Source organism: Amycolatopsis sp. lyj-346 (assembly GCF_046548975.1).
Taxonomy (GTDB): domain Bacteria; phylum Actinomycetota; class Actinomycetes; order Mycobacteriales; family Pseudonocardiaceae; genus Amycolatopsis.
This window is the reverse complement of record NZ_JAJPWT010000001.1, coordinates 807,994-826,097: the sequence shown is the minus strand read 5'-3', so window position 1 is coordinate 826,097 and position 18,104 is coordinate 807,994. Positions and strand designations below refer to the sequence as shown.

Sequence of the window (18,104 nt, the reverse complement as noted above, 5' to 3'; positions counted from 1 at the left end):
TCCGGGGGGCGTCCCCAGGTCCAGTCTATCGCCGGGGGCTGACAGACCCGGCCGTAACGGCGTTTCCGGCACCGGCTGTCCACATCACTCGGTGGGCATCCACAGGCCGTTTACCCAACGGCGGTCTCTGACATACCCTCGGTATGTCCCTCAGTGTGGAGGTTTTCTTGAACGCACCCGACGTCACCGGCCGGATCGAGATCGATGCGGCTCCCGAGACCGTGTACGCCCTGGTCAGTGATCCCGCGGCGCTCGCGGGTGTTGCCGAGGAATATGCCGGGCACCGGTGGGTCGGCGGTGCCTCCGGACCCGTCGTCGGTGCGAAGTTCCGCGGCCGCAACCGGCGGGGGTTGCGGCGGTGGAGCACCCTGTCCACCATCACCGACGCCGAGCCCGGGCGCCGGTTCGGTTTCGAGGTCACCTCGGTTGCCGGGTTGCCCGTCGCGCGCTGGCAGTACGACTTCGAACCCGGGCGCGACGGCTGTGTCGTCGTCGAAAGCATGTGGGAACGGCGGCCGGCGTGGTTCAAGGTCGCGACCTCGACCGTCACCGGGGTCTGGGACCGGGAACGGGCCAACACCGCCAACATCGCCGCCACCCTGGCCCGGCTGAAGCGGGCCGCCGAGGCTAGTCGATGAAGCGGGACCAGAACGGGATGTAGCGCGGGCCGTCCGGTGGGGCCGTGCTGATGCCGCCCGTCGCGAACTCGCGGTGCAGGTAATCCCGCAGGTCACTGCCGTAGACGATGATGTCCGTCTGGTACACCGACAGCACCGGGTAGCCCACCGCGCCCGGCAGGCCGGGCAGGTACCGGTGCCCGCACACCGGCACCAGCTGCGGCACGTCGGCCAGGCGCCGCCGGGCTTCGCGGACCGCGTCTTCCGGGCCGACCGGGCGGGTGCCCCAGTCCGGCAGCCAGAAGCCGTTGTGTTCGACGTCGTACAGCACGCCGTCGACCGGCCAGGCCAAGCGTTTGCGCAGCTGTTCGACGTTGCCGCAGCGCCAGTCGGGCCAGCGGTCGCCGATCGGGACGCCGGCGGACAGGAACGTCCGGTGGTCCGCGGCGAAGCGGAAGCCGAACCGGCGCTCGACGTCGTCGAGTTCGGGTTCGCTCAGCCCGGGACGCACGGGTTCCCGGAGGTTCTCCTGCAGGTGCCGCGCCTCCTCCGGAGTGAGGGCGCCGGCCGGCTGGACGGGGGTCATGACCTGAGCCTAAGCGGCGGCTCACCCGCCCGCGCGTCCTTTTTCGCGCCGACCTGGAGGTCCACCAATGGGTGAGTTTGTTCTCTCATCGGGCGGACCGGGGAACAGAGCGTGAGCGCGTGTAGTTCACTCATGCCGTGACTTCTCCACGACCGCAGAGCCGCGTGCGTGCCCCCGAGCTGCGCGGCGACGTCTGGCTGAACACCGGTGGCCGCCCGATCACCCTCGCCGAGCTGCGCGGCCGCGTCGTGCTGCTGGACTTCTGGACCAGCGGCTGCATCAACTGCCTGCACGTGCTCGACGAGCTGCGTCCGCTGGAAGCCGAGTTCGCGGACGTGCTGGTCACCGTGGGTGTTCATTCGCCGAAGTTCCTGCACGAGGGCGAGCGCGCCTCGATCGAGGCGGCGGTCCGCCGGTACGAGGTGCACCACCCGGTGGTCAACGATCCCGGGATGGAGCTGTGGTCGCAGTACGCGGTCCGCGCGTGGCCGACGCTGGTCGTCGTCGACCCCGAGGGGTACGTCGTACACGTCGCCGCGGGCGAAGGGCACGAAGAGGCGCTTCGCCGCGTCATCGCGGAGCTCGTGACGAAGCACGAAGCGAAGGGGACGCTCCGGCGCGGCGGCAGCCCGTACGTGCCGGTCGAGGAGCAGCCCGGCGAGCTGCGGTTCCCGAGCAAGGCCGTCGCCACCGCCGAGGGGCGCGTCCTGGTCGCCGACACCGGGCACCACGCGATCGTCGAGTTCGCCTCGGACGGCGAGACCGTCATCCGCCGCTTCGGCAGCGGGGCCCGCGGGGACCAGGACGGTCCGTTCGACATCGCGACCTTCACCGAGCCGTCGGGCATCGCGCTGCTGCCGTACGACATCGCCGAGCGCGTCGGCTACCACGCCGTCGTCGCCGACACGGCCGGGCACCGGCTGCGCGGCCTCGACCTGATCACCGGCGAGGTGACGACGGTCGCCGGCACCGGCGCGCAGTGGCGTACCGGGCCGGACTCCGGCAAGGCCACCGAGACCGACCTCACGAGCCCGTGGGACGTCGTCTGGTGGGGCCCGGCCGGCGGAGTGGTCGTCGCCATGGCGGGCAACCACACGCTGAGCGTGTTCGACCCGGTCGGCGGCACGATCCGCCGCTTCGCCGGCACAACCGTCGAAGGGCTTCGCGACGGCGACGTCGGCGAAGCATTCTTCGCGCAGACGTCCGGTCTGGCCGTGGACGGCGACAAGCTGTGGCTCGTCGACGCGGAGACGTCGGCGCTGCGCTGGATCGAGCCCGACGGCGAGTCCTTCACCGTGCAGACGGCGATCGGCGTCGACCTGTTTTCCTTCGGCCACACCGACGGCCCGGCCGACCAGGCGCTGCTCCAGCACCCGCTGGGCCTCGCCGTGCTGCCCGGCGACAAGATCGCGATCGCCGACACCTACAACGGCGCGGTCCGCCGCTTCGACGTCTTCACCCGCCAGGTCACCACGATCGCGACCGGGCTCGCCGAGCCCCAGGGCCTGCTGCTGCACGACGGCGAGCTGCTGGCCGTCGAGTCCGCGGGCAACCGGCTGACCCCGCTCACGGCGGCCGAGCCGACGCTCGTCACCGGCGACGCGCACGCGGTGCGCCGCCCGCCGACGGTGCTCGCGCCGGGCGAGATCGACTTTTCGGTGGTGTTCACGGCACCACCCGGCGAGAAGCTGGACGACCGGTTCGGCCCGTCGACGCGGCTGGAGATCAGCGCGTCGCCGCCGTCGCTGCTGGCCGACGGCGGCGGGACCGGCACGGACCTGAACCGCAAGATCCGCTTGGCCCCCGGCGTCACGGAGGGCGTGCTGCAGGTCGTCGCGCAGGCCGCGAGCTGCGACGACGGCGCCGAGCACCCCGCGTGCCGCATCACCCGGCAGGACTGGGGCGTCCCGGTGCGGATCGAGGACGGCGGCGCGAGCGAATTGAGCCTGGTCATGGCCGGTGAGCCTCGGACCGGCGGGTAACATGCAGGCCGTGTCTGACGGGCCGAAACTCGAAATCCAAATGCTGCACGACCGGGTACTCGTGCGGCTGTCGCCGGAAGAAGGGGAGCGCCGCAGCAGCGGCGGCATCGTGATCCCCGCGACGGCGCAGGTGGCGCGACGGCTGGCGTGGGGTGATGTACTGGGCGTAGGCAACAGTGTGCGGAACGTCAAGACCGGCGACCGCGTGCTCTTCAACCCGGAGGACCAGCTCGAGGTCGAGATCCAGGGCGAGGGGCACCTGGTGATGCGCGAACGCGACATCCACGCGGTGGCGACCGAGCGCACCGAGCACGGGACGGGGCTCTACCTGTAGGTCGGGTCCCGCGAAAGGCAGGCGCGTGGCAGACGAAGAGGTACGCGAGGGCACCGACGTGCGCGAGCTCGCGAGCACGGCGGAGCCCGAGCCGGCTGAGGTGGCCGAGTCCGCTGGGGCCCCTGAGTCGGTTGAGGTGCCTGAGGCCGAACCCCGGCTGCCGTTGGCCGAACCCGGCGCCGAACCCAGGGCCGAGACCAGCGCCGAACCCGGAGCCGAAGCCGGACTGCCGCCGGTCTGGCCCGCCGCGGAACCGGATGCCGCGCCGCAAGAACCCGTACCGGCCAAGCCCGCTGCCGAAGCGCCGGCCGCCACCACCGATCTCTTCTCCGACGACCTGCTCGGCGAGCTGCTCGAAACCCCCGCGCCCCCGCCGGCTCCGGAGACGCCCGCCCGGAAGCTGCGCACGGGCGTCGCCCGGACCATGATGGCCATCGGGCTCGCGCTCGGGCTCTTCGTCATCCTCTACGCCATCGATCTGGCCGTCAGCGCCGGGGACGTGCCGCGCGGGGTCACCGTGGCCGGCATCGAGGTCGGAGGGCTCAGCCATGCCGAGGCCGAGGCCAAGCTGCGGCAGGAACTCGAGCCGCGGCTGATCCGGCCCGTTGTCGTCCACGGCGGGGACGTGCAGGCCGAACTCGTGCCCTCGCGGTCCGGGCTCGGGCTCGACTGGCCGAACACCCTCGGGCTCGCCGGGCACCAGCCGCTCAGCCCGATCACGCGGATCATGTCCTTCTTCACCAGCCGCGAGGTCGGGGTGGCCACGCGCACCGACCAGAACCGGATCGCGGACGCCGTGCGCGAGCTGGCCGAGGGCAAGCTGAACCACCCCGCGACCGAAGGCTCGGTCGGGTTCACCCCGATCGCGGGCAGCGACGGTGGTGTCACCGCCTACCCGATCCTGCCGCGGCAGGGCCAGCAGCTGACCGACCTGGCCGGCGCCGCGCACACCGTCACCGACCACTGGCTCGACCCCGGCGGGGTCAAGCTGGCCATGGCGATCACGCCCGTGCGGGCGACCGCCGCCGGGGTGCAGGCCGCCTGCCGGCAGATCGTCGTGCCCGCCGTGGCGAAACCGGTCGTCGTGCACGGCGAAGGCAAGGACGTTCCGCTGAAGCCCGCCACCATCGCGTCTTCGTTCCAGTTCGCCGCGGTCGAGGGCGGGGCCGTCGAGGTCCGCATCGACCAGGGCAAGCTGCAGGCCGCCCTCAAGGACGAGCTCGCGAGCACCGAGACCGACGGCAAGGACGCGCAGATCGTCTTCACCGGTGACCAGCCGACGATCGAGCCGTCCGAAGACGCCCGCAAGGTGGACTGGGAGAAGACCTTCCTCCCCCTGATCGACGTGCTCAAGAAGACCGACGGGCGGGATCTCCCCGTCGTCTACAGCGCGTCGACACCCAGCGTGACCACCGACGCCGCCAACGCGCTCGGCATCAAGGAGGTCATCGGCGAGTTCACCACCGGCGGCCTGACCGGCCCGGCCGAGACGAACAACCGGACGCTCGCCGCCCGCGTGTCCGGCACGATCGTCAAGCCCGGCGAGACGTTCAGCCTCGGCGGCCGCTCCGGCCCGCGCACCGCGGACGCCGGCTACGTGCCCGCCCCGGTCGACGAGGACGGCACCGGCCCGTCCGTGGTCGGCGGCGGCGTCTCCCAGCTGGCGTCCACTTTGTACAACGCCGCCTACCTCGCCGGCCTGGCCGACGCCGGTCACCTGGAGCACGACCACTACCTCGACCGCTACCCCGTCGGCCGCGACGCCAAGGCCGTCAACGCCGACGGCAGCCCGGTCGAGCTCAAGCTGACCAACGACGCCGCCACCGGGATCGCCATCCAGGCCACCGTCTCCGGTGACTCGGTGACCGTCCGGATCTGGGGCACCCGGCACTTCCGCGTCGAGGGCCAGACCGGCGCGCAGACACCCGGCGACCCGCCCCCGATCCAGTTCGGCTCCGGCGAGGACGGGACGTGCCGTCCTTCGATCGGCTCGTCCGGCTTCAGCGTCACTGACACCCGCGTGCTCTACGACCTCGCGAGCGGCACCGAGCTCCGGCGGACGTCGCACACGGCGACCTACGGTCCGCGTCCGACCGTTCTCTGTTGAGTTGTCAGCGAAGGACCATGCACCCCGCCTCCTCGAAGTCGCGCAGCCACGCCGGCTCCCGGAGCTGCTTGTTCCAGCGCAGATCCAGCTTGTCCAATTTGGACAGCCGGGCCAGTGACGCGGGCAGCGTCGTCAGCTGGTTCTCCCGCAGGTCGAGCTGACGCAGCTCACTCAGCAAGCCGATCGACGACGGCAGCGAAGTCAGCCGGTTGCCCCGCAGGTGCAGCTCCCGCAACGCTCCCAGCGTGCCGATCGACTCCGGCAGCGCCGCCAGCTCGTTGCGGTACAGCCGCAGTTCACGCAGCGCCGCGAACCCCGAGAGGTCCGCGGGCAGCGACGTGAGCCGGTTGTCCGTGCACCCGAGGTACCGCAGCTTTCCCAGCCGGCACCAGGCATCCGGGAACTTCGTCAGCCGGTTGTCGCTGACGTACAGGTACTCGGTGAGCCCGGCCAGCTCGCCCAGCTCGTCCGGCAGCGAGTCGAACCGGTTGTGCGCCAGGTCGAGCGTGTGCAGCGACGTCAGCGCCGAGATACCCGGCGGCAGCGAAGAAATCCGGTTCGCCGCGAGGTTCAGCACGCGCAGCCCGGTCAGCGACCACAGCGACCCGGGCACCGCCGAGAGCGAGTTCTTGTACAGGTCGAGCCGGGTGACGTCGTCCGGCAGCGACGGCACCGACGTCAGCCCCCGGTCGCTCAGGTCCAGCAGGGTCACGATTCCTCCAGCCGGGTCAAGGGCAGCAACGCCCACGTCGCCGGGTCGTCCGGAGTGGACACCTGGATCCGCAGACCCGGCGCCTCCGACACGGCCAGCTCGGTCAGCCTGAGGTTCATCCGGCCTGCCCGCGGGTGCTGGAACTCCCGCACCCGCGGCCGCGGTTCCGCGACCTCGTGCCGCGCCCACAACTTGGCGAACTCGGGGCTCAGCTCCGACAGCCGCCGGATGTCCTCGTCCCACGACGGGTCACCGACGTGCCTGCCGTACTCGGCGCGCATCCGCGCGACCATGTGCGGCACCTCCTCGTCGTAGTTCAGCAGCATCCGCCGCGCGTTCGGCTCGGTCACGCAGCACCACAGCAGGTTCTTGTGCAGGCACGGCAGGCTGTGCCACTCCCAGAACAGCTCCTCCTGCGCCGCGTTCGACGCGAGGATGTCGAACCGGCCGTTGATCACCGTGGCCGGCAGGGGATCGAGCGCGCGCAGCACCTCGCGCACGGTGTCCGGCACGACCTCGACCGCCGACGGCAGCCGCGACGGCGTCAGCTCCGCCAGCCGGTACAGGTGCTCCCGCTCGGGGTGGTCCATCCGCAGCGTGCGCGCCACCGCGTCGAGCACCTGAGCGCTCGCGTTGATCGGCCGCCCCTGTTCGAGCCACGTGTACCAGGTGACGCCGACGCCGGCGAGCAGTGCGACCTCCTCCCGCCGCAACCCGCTCGTGCGGCGGCGCACGCCGGGTGGCAGCCCGACCTCCTCCGGACCGATCCGCGCCCGGCACGCCTTGAGGAACTGGCCGAGTTCCTCCCGGCGGCCGGCGTGGACCTGCGTTGACGTCATGCGGACATGGTGCCCGAGGGGTACGACAATTTCCGCTGTGTTGTCCGGGGCTTCGCCCCGAGCCGGGGGCTCCGCCACCTGGACCCCCGGACCAAGGCAGGTGCTCCCAATACCAGCATCGGCAGGCTCTCTCCGCGCCGGACCGAAGACCCCCAAGGTCAGCAGCATGACTCTGACCACCTCTGCCCCGGCCATCCCCGACCGGGCCGCGCGGCCGTGGTTCATGCTGGCCGTCCTGCTGCTCGGTCAGTTCATGGCGCTGCTCGACGTCACCGTCGTGAACGTCGCCATGACCGACATCCGCACCGACCTGCACGCGTCCGGCGCCGCGTTGCAGCTCATCGTTTCCGGCTACACCGTGGGCTACGCGATGCTGCTGATCACCGGCGCCCGGCTCGGCGAGCTGTTCGGGCGGCGACGGCTGTTCGTCACCGGCGTCCTCGCCTTCACCGCCTGCTCGCTGCTCTGCGGGTTCGCGCCGGACCCGGCCACGCTGATCGTCGCGCGGATCGCGCAGGGCGCCGGGGCCGCGCTGATGATGCCGCAGGTCATCAGCGTCATCCAGGCGCAGTTCAGCGGCCCCGCGCGGGCCAAGGCGCTCAGCGCGTACACCGCGGTCATCTCGGTCGCGTTCGTGTCCGGCCAGGTGCTCGGCGGCGTGCTCGTCGGCGCGGACCTCTTCGGGGCGGTCTGGCGGCCGATCTTCCTGGTCAACGTGCCGATCGGGGTGCTCGTGGCCGTGCTCTCCCTGCGTCTGGTGCCGGGCGGCGCGGCGAAGGCGGGCCGCCGGCTGGACGTCGCCGGCCTCGCGCTCGCCGTGCCCGCGGTGGTGCTCCTCGTGCTGCCGCTGGTCCTCGGGCACGAAACCGGCTGGCCGGTGTGGACGTTCGCTTCGCTCGCGGCGGGCGCGCTGCTGGCCGTGCTGTTCGTGGTCGTGGAACGCCGGGTGCGCGATCCCCTCGTGAACCTCGGCGTCCTGCGGATCCGCGGTGTCGCACCCGGACTGGCCGCGCTGGCCACCGGAGTGGCGTCCTACGGCGGTTTCCTGTTCTGCGTCGCGTTGCACCTGCAGGCGGGCCTCGGAGCGACGGCGCTGGCCGCCGGGCTCACCATGGCGCCCGGCGGCGTGGTCTTCGGCGTGTGCGGGTTCTTCTGGCACAAGCTGCCCGGACGCGTCCACACGGCACTGACGCCGTGCGGCTACGTCGGGTCCGCCGTCGCCTACGCCCTGCTGGGGTTCAGCCTCAAGGACGGCGGAGACGGCGGTGTCCTGTTCTTCGCCGCGCTCCTGCTGTTCGGCCTTTCCATGGGCCTGGCGTTCGGGTCCCTGATGGCGCACGCGCTCACCCACGTCCCGCTCGAACGCGCGGCGGACGCCAGCGGCCTGCTCACTACGACGTTGCAGCTCGGCCAGGTCATCGGGGTGGCGACGTTCGGCAGTCTCTTCCTGACACTCGCCGCCGGTTCGTCCGCGCACGCCATCACCACGACGATGACCTGGGCCGCGGTGCTGTTGCTGGTGGGTACCGGGTTCGCCGTCGCGCTCGCCCGCGCGTCGGCCAAGCCGTAGCACGGAAAAGCCCGGCCGGTTCACCCGAAGGTGGACCGGCCGGGCTGTGACCGAAAGCCTTACCTGGTTACACCACGACGGCCGTAGGCGGCCGCAGCGATGCTGACGCCGATCGCGGCGAGCACGACCTGGGTGAGGACCTCGAGCCAGTCGATACCATTCGTGTCGGCGTAGCCCAGACCCCGCGCGATGGCCGTACCGATGAACGCGGCAATGATACCGATCAGGATGGTCAGCCAGATCGGGATGCCCTGCTTGCCGGGAGCGACCAGCCGGCCCAAAACGCCGATGATCAACCCGACGACGATGGCACTGATGATGCCGGCGACAGTCATCGCTTCTCCTCTCGGTGCGGGTCCGGCCACTCGGATCCCGCGAACTCGAAGACGGAATTCCCCGGCGATCGGATCCCGAAACGCCGAAGGACCCCTTCCCGGCCGGGAAGGGGTCCTTCGGGCGAACACGTTGATCAGAACGCGGCTTCGTCCAGCTCCATGAGCGCGTTGTCGGCGGCCTCCACGATGGCGCGGCGGGCGGTCAGCTCCGGCAGCACCTGCTTCGCGAAGAACGAGGCCGAGGCGATCTTGCCCTCGTAGAACGGGACGTCCTTGGCGGACGCGCCCGCGTCGAGCTTGCCGATGGCGACTTCGGCGTGCTTGAGCAGCTGCCAGCCGATGAGCAGGTCACCGACCGACATCAGCAGGCGGACCGTGTGCTGGCCGACCTTGTTGATGCTCTGCGGGTCCTCCTGGGACGCCGTCAGGTAGCCGATCAGCGAGCCGAGCATGCCCTGGGTGTCCTCGAGAGCCTGCTTGAGCAGCACGCGCTCGTTCTTGAGCCGGCCGTTGCCCGCCTCGGACTCGATGAACTTGGTGATCTCCCCGGCGACGAAGGCCAGCGACTGGCCCTTGTCGCGGACGATCTTCCGGAAGAAGAAGTCCAGCGACTGGATGGCCGTGGTGCCCTCGTACAGCGAGTCGATCTTCGCGTCGCGGATGTACTGCTCGATCGGGTAGTCCTGCAGGAAGCCGGAACCACCCAGCGTCTGCAGGGACTGCACGAGCTGCTCGGTGGCGCGCTCCGAGCCGACGCCCTTGACGATCGGCAGCAGCAGGTCGTTGACGCCGTGCGCGAGCTTCAGGTCGCCTTCGCCGGTCCACAGCTGGTCCTGGAACGACGCGGTGTACAGGTAGACCGCGCGGAGGCCCTCGGCGTACGCCTTCTGGAGCATCAGCGAGCGGCGGACGTCCGGGTGGTGGGTGATGGTCACGCGCGGCGCGGCCTTGTTCAGCATGTTCGGCAGGTCGGCGCCCTGGACGCGCTCCTTGGCGTACTCGAGCGCGTTGAGGTAGCCCGTCGACAGCGTCGCGATGGCCTTCGTGCCGACCATCATCCGGGCGTACTCGATGACCTGGAACATCTGCGCGATGCCGTCGTGCACCTCGCCGAGCAGCCAGCCCTTGGCCGGGGTGCCGTGCTGGCCGAAGGTCAGCTCGCACGTCGTCGAGGCCTTGATGCCCATCTTGTGCTCGACGTTCGTGACGAAGGCGCCGTTGCGCTCGCCCAGCTCACCGGTCTTCGAGTCGAAGTGGAACTTCGGGACGAGGAACAGCGACAGGCCCTTGGTGCCCGGCTTGGTCTCGATGCCGGGGCCCTCGGGGCGAGCGAGCACCAGGTGCATGATGTTTTCGCTCATGTCGTGCTCGGCCGAGGTGATGAACCGCTTCACGCCGTCGATGTGCCAGGAGCCGTCCTCCTGCTTGGTGGCCTTGGTGCGGCCCGCGCCGACGTCGGAGCCGGCGTCCGGCTCGGTCAGCACCATCGTGGCGCCCCAGGCCCGGTCGATCATGAGCTGGGCCCAGTGCTTCTGCTCTTCGGTGCCGTTCTTGTTCACGATCATCGCGAAGTTCGGGCCCGCCATGTACATGAACAGCGGGGCGTTCGCGCCGAGGATGAGCTCGGACGCCGCCCACTGCACGGTCGGGGGCAGGCCGAAGCCGCCGAGGTCGTTGGTCAGGCCGAGGCGCCACCATTCGCCGTCGAGGAGCTGCTTGTAGCTCTTCTTGAACGACTCGGGGATCTTGACGCTGAACGTCTTCGGGTCGTACACGGGCGGGTTGCGGTCGGCGTCGGCGAAGGACTCGGCGAGCGGGCCGGTCGCGAGCTTGTTCAGCTCGGACAGCACACCGCGGGCGGTCTCTTCGTCGGATTCGGCGAGCACGCCCTTGCCCAGGCGCTCCTGCACGCCGAGTACCTCGAAGAGGTTGAACTCGAGGTCTCGGACGTTGCTCTTGTAGTGGCCCATGTCGTCACTCCAATGTGTTCGGCTCCCCGGCCGGGCACATATTCGCCTTACTCGCCGGTAACTTCAGGATATTACCTGCGGGTAACTGGAGCAAGCAGATCCGCACTTCCGAGTATCGGAAATCCACCTGAATGTTGCCTTCGGCCTGGGCAAGAGGGGTCAGCGGTGGCCCGGGATCGCTGTTGTGTCCGCCGTCACCGGAACGTGCCCGTCCTCGGGCCGGGCGATGAGGATCCCGCTGCGGAAGGCGATCGTCACCGCGTGTGTCCGATCCCGCGCGGAAAGCTTGCGCAGGATGCTCTTCACGTGGGTCCGGACGGTCTCGACGGACAGGAACAGCAGCTTCGCGATCCCGGAGTTTTCGAGTCCTTCGGCGACCAGCTGGAGCACCTGGTACTCGCGCCTGGACAGCGGCATCCCGCCGCGCGGCGACGGCGGGCTGTCGTGGGCGAGGTCGCCCTTCGGAGTGGTGGCGCGCTTCGGCCGGGCGGTCAGCGGGGCGATGGCCGGGTCGATGTAACGACGTTCGCTGTGCGCCCGCCGGATCGCTTCGGCGAGCCGTCGCGAATCGATCGACCGCGGCACGATCGCGTGCGCGCCCGCCGCGATCGCGGCCGCGAGGTACTGCTGTGTGCGATTCGCGTCACGGATCAGGGTGACCAGCAGCAGCGCGGGGTCGCCGGCGTTGAGCAGCTTGGTCAGGTGGCAGTTCGGGTCGAGCGCCGAGTCCAGGATGACGACGTCCGGTTTGACCTGCTCGCACAGCTGCAGGGCGGCGTGGTGGCTGGCGGCCTGACCGGCCCAGTGCAGCCCCTGGCTGCGGTGCACGAGCGCGGCGAGGCCGTCGCGGAAGATCGGCACGGGATCGACGACCGCCACGCCGAGGCTGCGACCGCCGGGTCCGGGCGGCCCGGTGGGCCTGCGGGTGGGCTCGATGCCGTGCATCGCGGGCCTCCGTCTCTGTCGTCACTCCCGGGGGCCGGACGTCTCCGGCACCGCCCGGTCCCCCTGCTTGGACCGGCCGGAAGTGACTACTCCTGCTTGGTACGAGTCGCGATTGCCCAGCTCATGACGCCAAATCCCCCTCATGGCCCAATCCGCCGGTCACAGCAAACTTTCCGTAGAAGTCGATCTTGGACAGTTGGCTCGCCCGGGCGGGAAAGGGGCTGATGGGGCAGTCGGCGCTACTGAGGGTGGCCCGTAGTCCGTTCAACGATTTCGACAGTCATCGGATGCGGCTCGCAGCCGGGCGAACTCCGCCGCCAGCCCGGACGGCGTCCAGTGCGCGTTGAGCCCGCTCGGGTTCGGCAGCACCCACACGCTGGTGTCGCCGATCCGGTGCTCCTGGGGGCCGACGCGCGCCTTCGGAAAGCCGAAAGCGGTCCGGTAGGCGGTGATCCCGACGACGGCCAGCCACCGCGGCCGGTACTCGAGCACCTTCGCGGTGAGGATCTTCCCGCCTTCGCGCAGCTCGTCGCCGGTGAGCTCATCGGCGCGGGCGGTGGTCCGGGCGACGACGTTCGTGACGCCGAGCTTGAGTTCGAGCAGCTTGTCCTGCTCGCTGGGTGCGTAGAGCCGCGGGGTGAAGCCGCCGTTGTGGAGCGCGGGCCAGAAGCGGTTGCCGGGGCGCGCGAAGTGCCGGCCGAGCGCGCCGGAGTAGAGACCGGGGTTGATGCCGCAGAACAGAACGTCGAGGTCAGGGGCAATGACGTCGGGGATGGTGGCGTTGTGCGCCGCGGCCAGCTGGTCCTTCGTGGGTCGGGTGCTCACCCGTCCAGTTTCCGGCATGCGCGGCGACGTGGAGGTCGAACCCGTCGCGGGGGGTAGCGAATTCGGTACTGACCTGCGTAACCTGTGTGATCTCCCGCACAGCGCCGTACCGAGGAGGATTCGTGCAGCTTCCGATCGTCCTCGGGCTGGTCGCGCTGGTTCTGGCCGTCGCCGCGCTCGTTGTCGTCATGGAAGACCGGCGGGCCGCCAAGCGGGCCGCGCTGCAGCGGAAAGCGCGGTTAGCGCGTCTCGGCGAAGTGGACCCGCTCGCGCCGGGCCGGCTGCACGTCGACCGTTGACCGCAGGAGCGTCAGCAGCAGCGCCCCGAACACCCAGCCGACGACGGCGCCGAACGCGTTGTTCACGAGGTCGTCGACGTCGAAGATGCGGTAGGCGAACGGCGCCGTGCCGAAGTTCGCCGTGAGCTGCGTGAGCTCGATGAGCAGTGACGCCGTGAAGCCGATCAGCGCGGTGCCGGTCAGGCCGCGGCGCCAGAGGATCCGCGCGAACACCCCGAGCGGCACGAACAGCAGGACGTTGAGGCACGCCTGCTGGAACGTCTGCGTCATGAACCAGGTCCCGCCGTGCTTGAGCAGCTCGGTGTGGATGTCGGCGATCCACTGGAACGGGTGCAGCTGCACGGTCTGCGCGAGCCGGCGGGTGCCGGGACCCGGCAGCGGCAGGAACACGACCGCGAGCGTCATGCAGCCGTAGAGCAGCACCGCCGCGGTGGTCGCGAGGCCGCGCGGCCGCAGGCCGCCGTACCGGGCGAGCTGGGTGATCAGCTGCGGCACCAGGACCACGGCCCACAGCGCGAGGAAGGCGATGAAGCCGTGCTGCAGGGCCGTGAGCTGTGCGTTCGTCATGCCACCGACGTTATGGATCTTGCCGCCGGTGCCGCTTCGGTCGAAGGGTCCGACGCCATCGGCCACTCGGCCGATCCCCGCGCGACCGATCGGCGGGCGGCGGGTGATCGATGTCATGCCGGCGTAACCGGATGCTGCTTGCGCCGATACGGGAATGAGCACGACGCTCGGCACGTCGGGCTCTATGCAGGCAACGAAAGGAACGCTCATGGCACCGGTCCGGGTCGGCATCGTCGGGCTCAGCGCGAACGGCGGCTGGGCCGCGACCGCGCACGTGCCCGCGCTGGCCGCGGTGGACGGCTACGAACTCCGCGCGCTCGCCGGCAGCAGCGCCGACTCGGCGCGGGTGGCCGGGGAGAAGTACGGCGTGCCGCTGACCTTCGGCGACGCCGGGGAGCTGGCCCGTCACCCGGAGGTCGACCTCGTGGTGGTCGCCGTGAAGGTGCCGCAGCACCGGGCGCTCATCGAGCCCGCGCTGGCCGCGGGCAAGCAGGTGCTGAGCGAGTGGCCGCTGGGCGTCAGCCTGGCCGAAACCGAGGCGCTGGCCGACGCCGCCCGGGAAAAGACGACCGCGGTGGGCCTGCAAGGGCGGTCGGCGCCTGCGCTGCGTTACCTGCGCGACCTCATCAAGGACGGTTACGTCGGCCGCGTGCTTTCGACGTCGCTGATCGCTTCGGGCGCGAACTGGGGCCCGAGCGTGCGGGCCGGCCGCGACTACCAGCTGCACCCCGCGGGCGGGGCGACGATGCTGACCATTCCGTTCGCGCACACCGTCGACGCGCTGGCCATGGTCCTCGGCGGCTTCGCCGAGCTGTCGGCGACGATGGCGACCGTCCGGCCGCGGGTGCGTGACGAGGTCACCGGCGAGTCGGTCGAGATGACGGCGCCGGACCAGATCGCCGTCACCGGGGTGCTGACCGGGGGTGCCGTCGCGTCGCTGCACCTGCGTGGCGGGACGTCGCCGGCCACGGACTTCCACTGGGAGATCAACGGCACCGAGGGCACGCTGGTCGTCGAGGCCGCGGACCCGCTGTTCTGGATCGCGAAACTGACGCTGCGCGGCAGCCGCACCGGCACGCTGGAGAAGCTCACCGTGCCCGCGCGGTACGAGCTGCCGCAGCTGGCCGGCCGCAGCGCCGAGCCGTCGTACAACGTCGCGCACGCCTACGCCCGGCACCTCAAGGGCGACCTGCCGGACTTCGCGCACGCCCTGCGCCTGCACCGGGTGCTCGACGCCGTCCAGCGGTCGGCCGACAGCGGCACCCGGACCCAGCCGGACGCGGAGTAACTGTTACTGGCGGTTGCGGCTTTTCCGCTGTCCGCGTCTTAGGCTCGGATCATGGACGACGTTGTCTACGACCGGGCGGGCCGCGGCGAGCCGCTGGTGCCGTCGACCTGCCGGGCTTCGGTGCGTCGCCCGAACCGGCCGGCGGGTACGGCATCGAGCCCGCGCGCAGCGCACGCCGCCGCACGTCGTGCGCCGGGTTCGAGCCGACCGCGGCGCAGTCGCGCGGTGACTTCCGGTTCACCGGCCCGGTCACCGACGTCCCGGTGACCATCGCCTGGGCCGAGCACGACCGGATCCTCGCCCGGCCGCGCGTCGCCGACCTGCGGAAAGTCGCGCCGCACGGGGTGTTCCGGCTGCTGCCGGGCTGCGGGCACGTGCCGATGAACGACGACCCGGAACTCGTCGCGCGGGTGCTGCTCGACGGAAGCCGTTAGGTGACGTTCCCTTTACGTCCGTCTTTTGACCCTGGCAGGTGACTGCTTCGCGAGGCAGAATCCTCCGCCGTGCGCCCGTTCGGGGAACTTGGGCGCGAATCGGAGGAAGAACACGCATGAGGCTTTCGACCCGGCTCGCGGTGTTGGCCGCGGCCGCGCTGGCGACCACGGCGGTGACCACCGCACCCGCGTCCGCGGGCCAGCGCCCGGACTCCACCACCGACGTCCGGATCATCACGTTCAACGACCTGCACGGCAACCTCGAGCCGCCGTCCGGCTCCAGCGGCCGCGTCATCCAGTCCGACGGGACCACTGTGGACGCCGGTGGCGCCGCCTACCTGGCGACGCACGTGAAGCAGCTTCGCTCGCAGGTGCGCAACTCGGTCGTGCTGTCCGCCGGTGACAACATCGGCGCGTCGCCGGTGATCTCGGCGCTGTTCCACGACGAGCCGACCGTCGACTTCCTGAACATGCTCGGCGTCAGCGCGTCCGTCGTCGGCAACCACGAGTTCGACGAGGGCTTCAAGGAACTGCAGCGCATGCAGTTCGGCGGCTGTCACCCGACCGACGGTTGCCAGTTCCAGAAGACCTTCAAGGGTGCGAACTTCCCGTTCATCGGGTCCAATGTGTACTTCACCAACGGCCTGCCCGCGCTGTTGCCGTTCACCGTGAAGTTCGAAGGCGGCGTGCCGATCGGCGTCATCGGCGCCACCCTGAAGGACCTGCCGACCGTCGTCACGCCGGAGGCCATCAAGGGCCTGAAGTTCGGCGACGAGGTCGAGGCGATCAACCGGACCGCGAACCTGCTCGACCACTTCGGCGTCAAGGCCCAGGTCGTGCTGCTGCACCAGGGTGACGGCACCGAGGTCGAAGGCCCGAACGACTGCAAGCTGCGGCCCGGCCCGGCCTCGGCGATCGCGACCGCGGTGACGCCGAAGGTCGACGCGTTCTTCACCGGGCACAGCCACCAGCAGTACAACTGCGTGCTCACCGACCCGGCCGGCCAGCCGCGGCCGGTCATCCAGGGCTCGTCGTTCGGCAGGCTGCTGTCCGTGGTGGACCTGAAGATCAGCCGCCAGACGCGGGACGTCGTGCGTTCGCAGACCAAGGCGTTCAACGAGATCGTCACCCGCACGGTCACCCCCGACCCGGCCGTGGCCGCGCTGATCGCCGACGCCAAGACGAAGGCCGCGCCGATCGCGAACAAGCAGGTCGGCACCATCACCGCGGACCTGCCGGCGGCGGGCAACGCGGCCGGTGAGTCGCTGCTCGGCGACGTCATCGCGGACGCGCAGCTGGCGGGCACGCAGTCGAACAACGCGGTCGTCGCGATGACCAACCCGGGTGGCATCCGTGCCGACCTGACCTACAAGTCGTCTGCGAACGGCGAGGGCGACGGCGTGGTGACCTACGGCGAGGCGTTCACCGTCCAGCCGTTCGGGAACATCATGCAGACGATCACGCTGACCGGCGCGAACCTGAAGAACGTGCTGGAGCAGCAGTGGCAGGGCACGGTGACGCGCTTCCTGCAGATTTCGAGCTCGCTGCACTACAGCTACTCGGCGTCCGCGCCGCAGGGCTCGCGGGTCTCGGGCATCACGATCAACGGCACGCCGGTCGACCCGGCGGCGTCGTACCGCGTGTCGGTGAACAACTTCCTCGCCGCCGGCGGGGACGGCTTCACCGAGTTCACCAAGGGCACCGGCCTTTCGGGTGGCCCGGTGGACCTCGACGCCCTGATCGAGTACCTGGGCGCCCACCCGAACCTGGCCCCGCCCGCGGCGAACCGGATCACCCGCTTGCCGTAGCTCTCGTTTTTGCAAGACACCGGGTCGACAATGGACCCATGACGACCTGGGAAGACGTCGTGCGCCTCGCCTCCGCGTTGCCGGAGGTCGAGGAGTCGACGTGGTTTCGCTCGCCTTCGCTGAAGGTGGCGGGCAAGGGGTTCGCGCGGCTGCGGACGGAGGCCGAAGGTGGCCTGGTCCTGCTGTGCGGGCTCGACGAGAAGGCCGCGTTGCTGGAGTCCGGCGACGCGGCCTTCTTCACGACGCCGCACTACGACGGGCACGGCTCGATCATCGTCGACCTGGAGCGGGTGGAGCTCGATCAGCTTCGCGAGCTGATCGAAGAAGCGTGGCGGCTGAAGGCGCCGCGCCGTCTCCTCACTTGAGCTCGCCGCGCAGCATGCTCATCAGGATCATGTCGTGCCGCTCGCCGTCCGCGTCGATGAACGATTCGCGGTGTCGGCCCTCTTCGACGAAGCCGATCTTGCGGTAGACGTGCCGGGCAGCCTCGTTCCCGGCGACCACCCAGAGCGTGATCTGGTGCAGCCGCATGGCGTTGAAGCCGTAGCGGCACATCAGGCGCAGGGCTTCGGTGCCGTAGCCACCGCCCCGGTATTCGGCGTCACCGATGTAGACGTCCAGCTCGGCTTCACCGAGTTCGGGCTCGGCGTCCCGCAGGTCGATGACGCCGATGAGCTTGCGCTCGGCCTTGGCCTCGATGCCGAGGACGACCTTCTCGTAGGTGTTGCGCGGGCGTTCCTCGCAGCGCTTGCGCACCTGGGCGAGCGACAGCGGGTGTTCGTTGGTCATCCAGCGGCCGACCTCGGGGTCGTAGGTCCACGGGTGCAGCCGTTCGGCGTCCTCCGGTTCGAGCGCGCGCAGCCGGACGAGTTCCCCCTCGAGCATC

The 18,104-nt window shown here is 70.4% G+C and carries 19 protein-coding genes; 10 read left to right on the top strand and 9 right to left on the bottom strand.

Translation table 11 applies throughout. The annotated features are described in order from the left end of the window. The first annotated feature begins 143 nt into the window (after positions 1-143). A complete protein-coding gene (locus tag ACLJQE_RS04105; protein ID WP_410637572.1) occupies positions 144-638 on the top strand; it encodes an SRPBCC family protein in 495 nt (164 codons plus the stop codon). On the opposite strand, the gene ACLJQE_RS04100 is transcribed toward ACLJQE_RS04105, so the two are convergent. Then, a complete protein-coding gene (locus ACLJQE_RS04100) occupies positions 628-1,203 on the bottom strand; it encodes a hypothetical protein (protein WP_410637571.1) in 576 nt (191 codons plus the stop codon). The genes ACLJQE_RS04105 and ACLJQE_RS04100 overlap by 11 nt on opposite strands. A 164-nt stretch (positions 1,204-1,367) precedes the next feature. Here ACLJQE_RS04100 and ACLJQE_RS04095 point away from each other — a divergent pair, with 164 nt between their 5' ends. The 3 genes from ACLJQE_RS04095 to ACLJQE_RS04085 are packed head-to-tail and all read left to right on the top strand — an operon-like array spanning position 1,368 to position 5,626. Beyond that, on the top strand, positions 1,368-3,185 hold the full coding sequence (locus tag ACLJQE_RS04095) for an NHL domain-containing thioredoxin family protein (protein WP_410638310.1): 1,818 nt from the start codon (positions 1,368-1,370) through the stop codon (positions 3,183-3,185). A 1-nt stretch (position 3,186) separates the two neighbouring features. Then, the gene (locus tag ACLJQE_RS04090; protein WP_013230909.1) at positions 3,187-3,519 is read left to right on the top strand and encodes a GroES family chaperonin; all 333 of its coding nucleotides are present in this window, start codon (positions 3,187-3,189) and stop codon (positions 3,517-3,519) included. Positions 3,520-3,544: 25 nt separating this feature from the next. Beyond that, on the top strand, positions 3,545-5,626 hold the full coding sequence (locus ACLJQE_RS04085; RefSeq protein WP_410637570.1) for a VanW family protein: 2,082 nt from the start codon (positions 3,545-3,547) through the stop codon (positions 5,624-5,626). A 4-nt stretch (positions 5,627-5,630) separates the two neighbouring features. Here ACLJQE_RS04085 and ACLJQE_RS04080 read toward each other — a convergent pair whose 3' ends face one another. Both ACLJQE_RS04080 and ACLJQE_RS04075 read right to left on the bottom strand, forming a co-directional pair. Next, complete coding sequence (locus ACLJQE_RS04080; protein ID WP_410637569.1) at positions 5,631-6,338, bottom strand: leucine-rich repeat domain-containing protein; 708 nt, start codon at positions 6,336-6,338, stop codon at positions 5,631-5,633. Continuing rightward, a complete protein-coding gene (locus ACLJQE_RS04075; RefSeq protein WP_410637568.1) occupies positions 6,335-7,177 on the bottom strand; it encodes a helix-turn-helix transcriptional regulator in 843 nt (280 codons plus the stop codon). Before ACLJQE_RS04075 ends, ACLJQE_RS04080 begins: the two co-directional genes overlap by 4 nt. Before the next feature lie 166 nt (positions 7,178-7,343). Between ACLJQE_RS04075 and ACLJQE_RS04070 the strand changes: the two genes are divergently transcribed. Next, complete coding sequence (locus ACLJQE_RS04070) at positions 7,344-8,747, top strand: MFS transporter (protein ID WP_410637567.1); 1,404 nt, start codon at positions 7,344-7,346, stop codon at positions 8,745-8,747. Positions 8,748-8,806: 59 nt separating this feature from the next. On the opposite strand, the gene ACLJQE_RS04065 is transcribed toward ACLJQE_RS04070, so the two are convergent. The 4 genes from ACLJQE_RS04065 to mug all read right to left on the bottom strand — a co-directional run bounded on the left by ACLJQE_RS04065 (position 8,807) and on the right by mug (position 12,822). Then, entirely contained in the window at positions 8,807-9,082 is a 276-nt protein-coding gene (locus ACLJQE_RS04065; protein ID WP_410637566.1) for a GlsB/YeaQ/YmgE family stress response membrane protein, read from the bottom strand. A 134-nt stretch (positions 9,083-9,216) separates the two neighbouring features. After that, the gene (locus ACLJQE_RS04060) at positions 9,217-11,052 is read right to left on the bottom strand and encodes an acyl-CoA dehydrogenase (RefSeq protein ID WP_410637565.1); all 1,836 of its coding nucleotides are present in this window, start codon (positions 11,050-11,052) and stop codon (positions 9,217-9,219) included. Positions 11,053-11,211: 159 nt separating this feature from the next. After that, on the bottom strand, positions 11,212-11,997 hold the full coding sequence (locus ACLJQE_RS04055) for a response regulator transcription factor (protein ID WP_410637564.1): 786 nt from the start codon (positions 11,995-11,997) through the stop codon (positions 11,212-11,214). Positions 11,998-12,261: 264 nt separating this feature from the next. Next, positions 12,262-12,822 carry a G/U mismatch-specific DNA glycosylase gene (gene mug, locus ACLJQE_RS04050; protein ID WP_410637563.1) on the bottom strand — a complete coding sequence of 187 codons (561 nt, stop codon included), beginning with the start codon at positions 12,820-12,822 and terminating at the stop codon, positions 12,262-12,264. Positions 12,823-12,944: 122 nt separating this feature from the next. Between mug and ACLJQE_RS04045 the strand changes: the two genes are divergently transcribed. Then, positions 12,945-13,121: a hypothetical protein gene (locus tag ACLJQE_RS04045; RefSeq protein WP_410637562.1), complete on the top strand. Its 177-nt coding sequence runs from the start codon at positions 12,945-12,947 to the stop codon at positions 13,119-13,121. Here the strand turns inward: ACLJQE_RS04045 and ACLJQE_RS04040 are convergent. After that, positions 13,062-13,688 carry a VanZ family protein gene (locus ACLJQE_RS04040; protein WP_410637561.1) on the bottom strand — a complete coding sequence of 209 codons (627 nt, stop codon included), beginning with the start codon at positions 13,686-13,688 and terminating at the stop codon, positions 13,062-13,064. The genes ACLJQE_RS04045 and ACLJQE_RS04040 overlap by 60 nt on opposite strands. Positions 13,689-13,896: 208 nt before the next feature. Between ACLJQE_RS04040 and ACLJQE_RS04035 the strand changes: the two genes are divergently transcribed. The 4 genes from ACLJQE_RS04035 (at position 13,897) to ACLJQE_RS04020 (ending at position 17,583) form a co-directional block, all read left to right on the top strand. Next, positions 13,897-14,976, top strand: a complete 1,080-nt coding sequence (locus ACLJQE_RS04035; protein WP_410637559.1) for a Gfo/Idh/MocA family protein — start codon at positions 13,897-13,899, stop codon at positions 14,974-14,976. Between the two features lie 263 nt (positions 14,977-15,239). After that, entirely contained in the window at positions 15,240-15,410 is a 171-nt protein-coding gene (locus ACLJQE_RS04030) for an alpha/beta fold hydrolase (protein ID WP_410637558.1), read from the top strand. A 116-nt stretch (positions 15,411-15,526) separates the two neighbouring features. Continuing rightward, entirely contained in the window at positions 15,527-17,218 is a 1,692-nt protein-coding gene (locus ACLJQE_RS04025; RefSeq protein WP_410637557.1) for a bifunctional metallophosphatase/5'-nucleotidase, read from the top strand. A gap of 38 nt (positions 17,219-17,256) precedes the next feature. Then, complete coding sequence (locus ACLJQE_RS04020; protein ID WP_410637556.1) at positions 17,257-17,583, top strand: MmcQ/YjbR family DNA-binding protein; 327 nt, start codon at positions 17,257-17,259, stop codon at positions 17,581-17,583. Here the strand turns inward: ACLJQE_RS04020 and ACLJQE_RS04015 are convergent. After that, positions 17,576-18,103, bottom strand: a complete 528-nt coding sequence (locus ACLJQE_RS04015) for a GNAT family N-acetyltransferase (RefSeq protein WP_410637555.1) — start codon at positions 18,101-18,103, stop codon at positions 17,576-17,578. The genes ACLJQE_RS04020 and ACLJQE_RS04015 overlap by 8 nt on opposite strands. Position 18,104 lies beyond the last annotated feature (1 nt).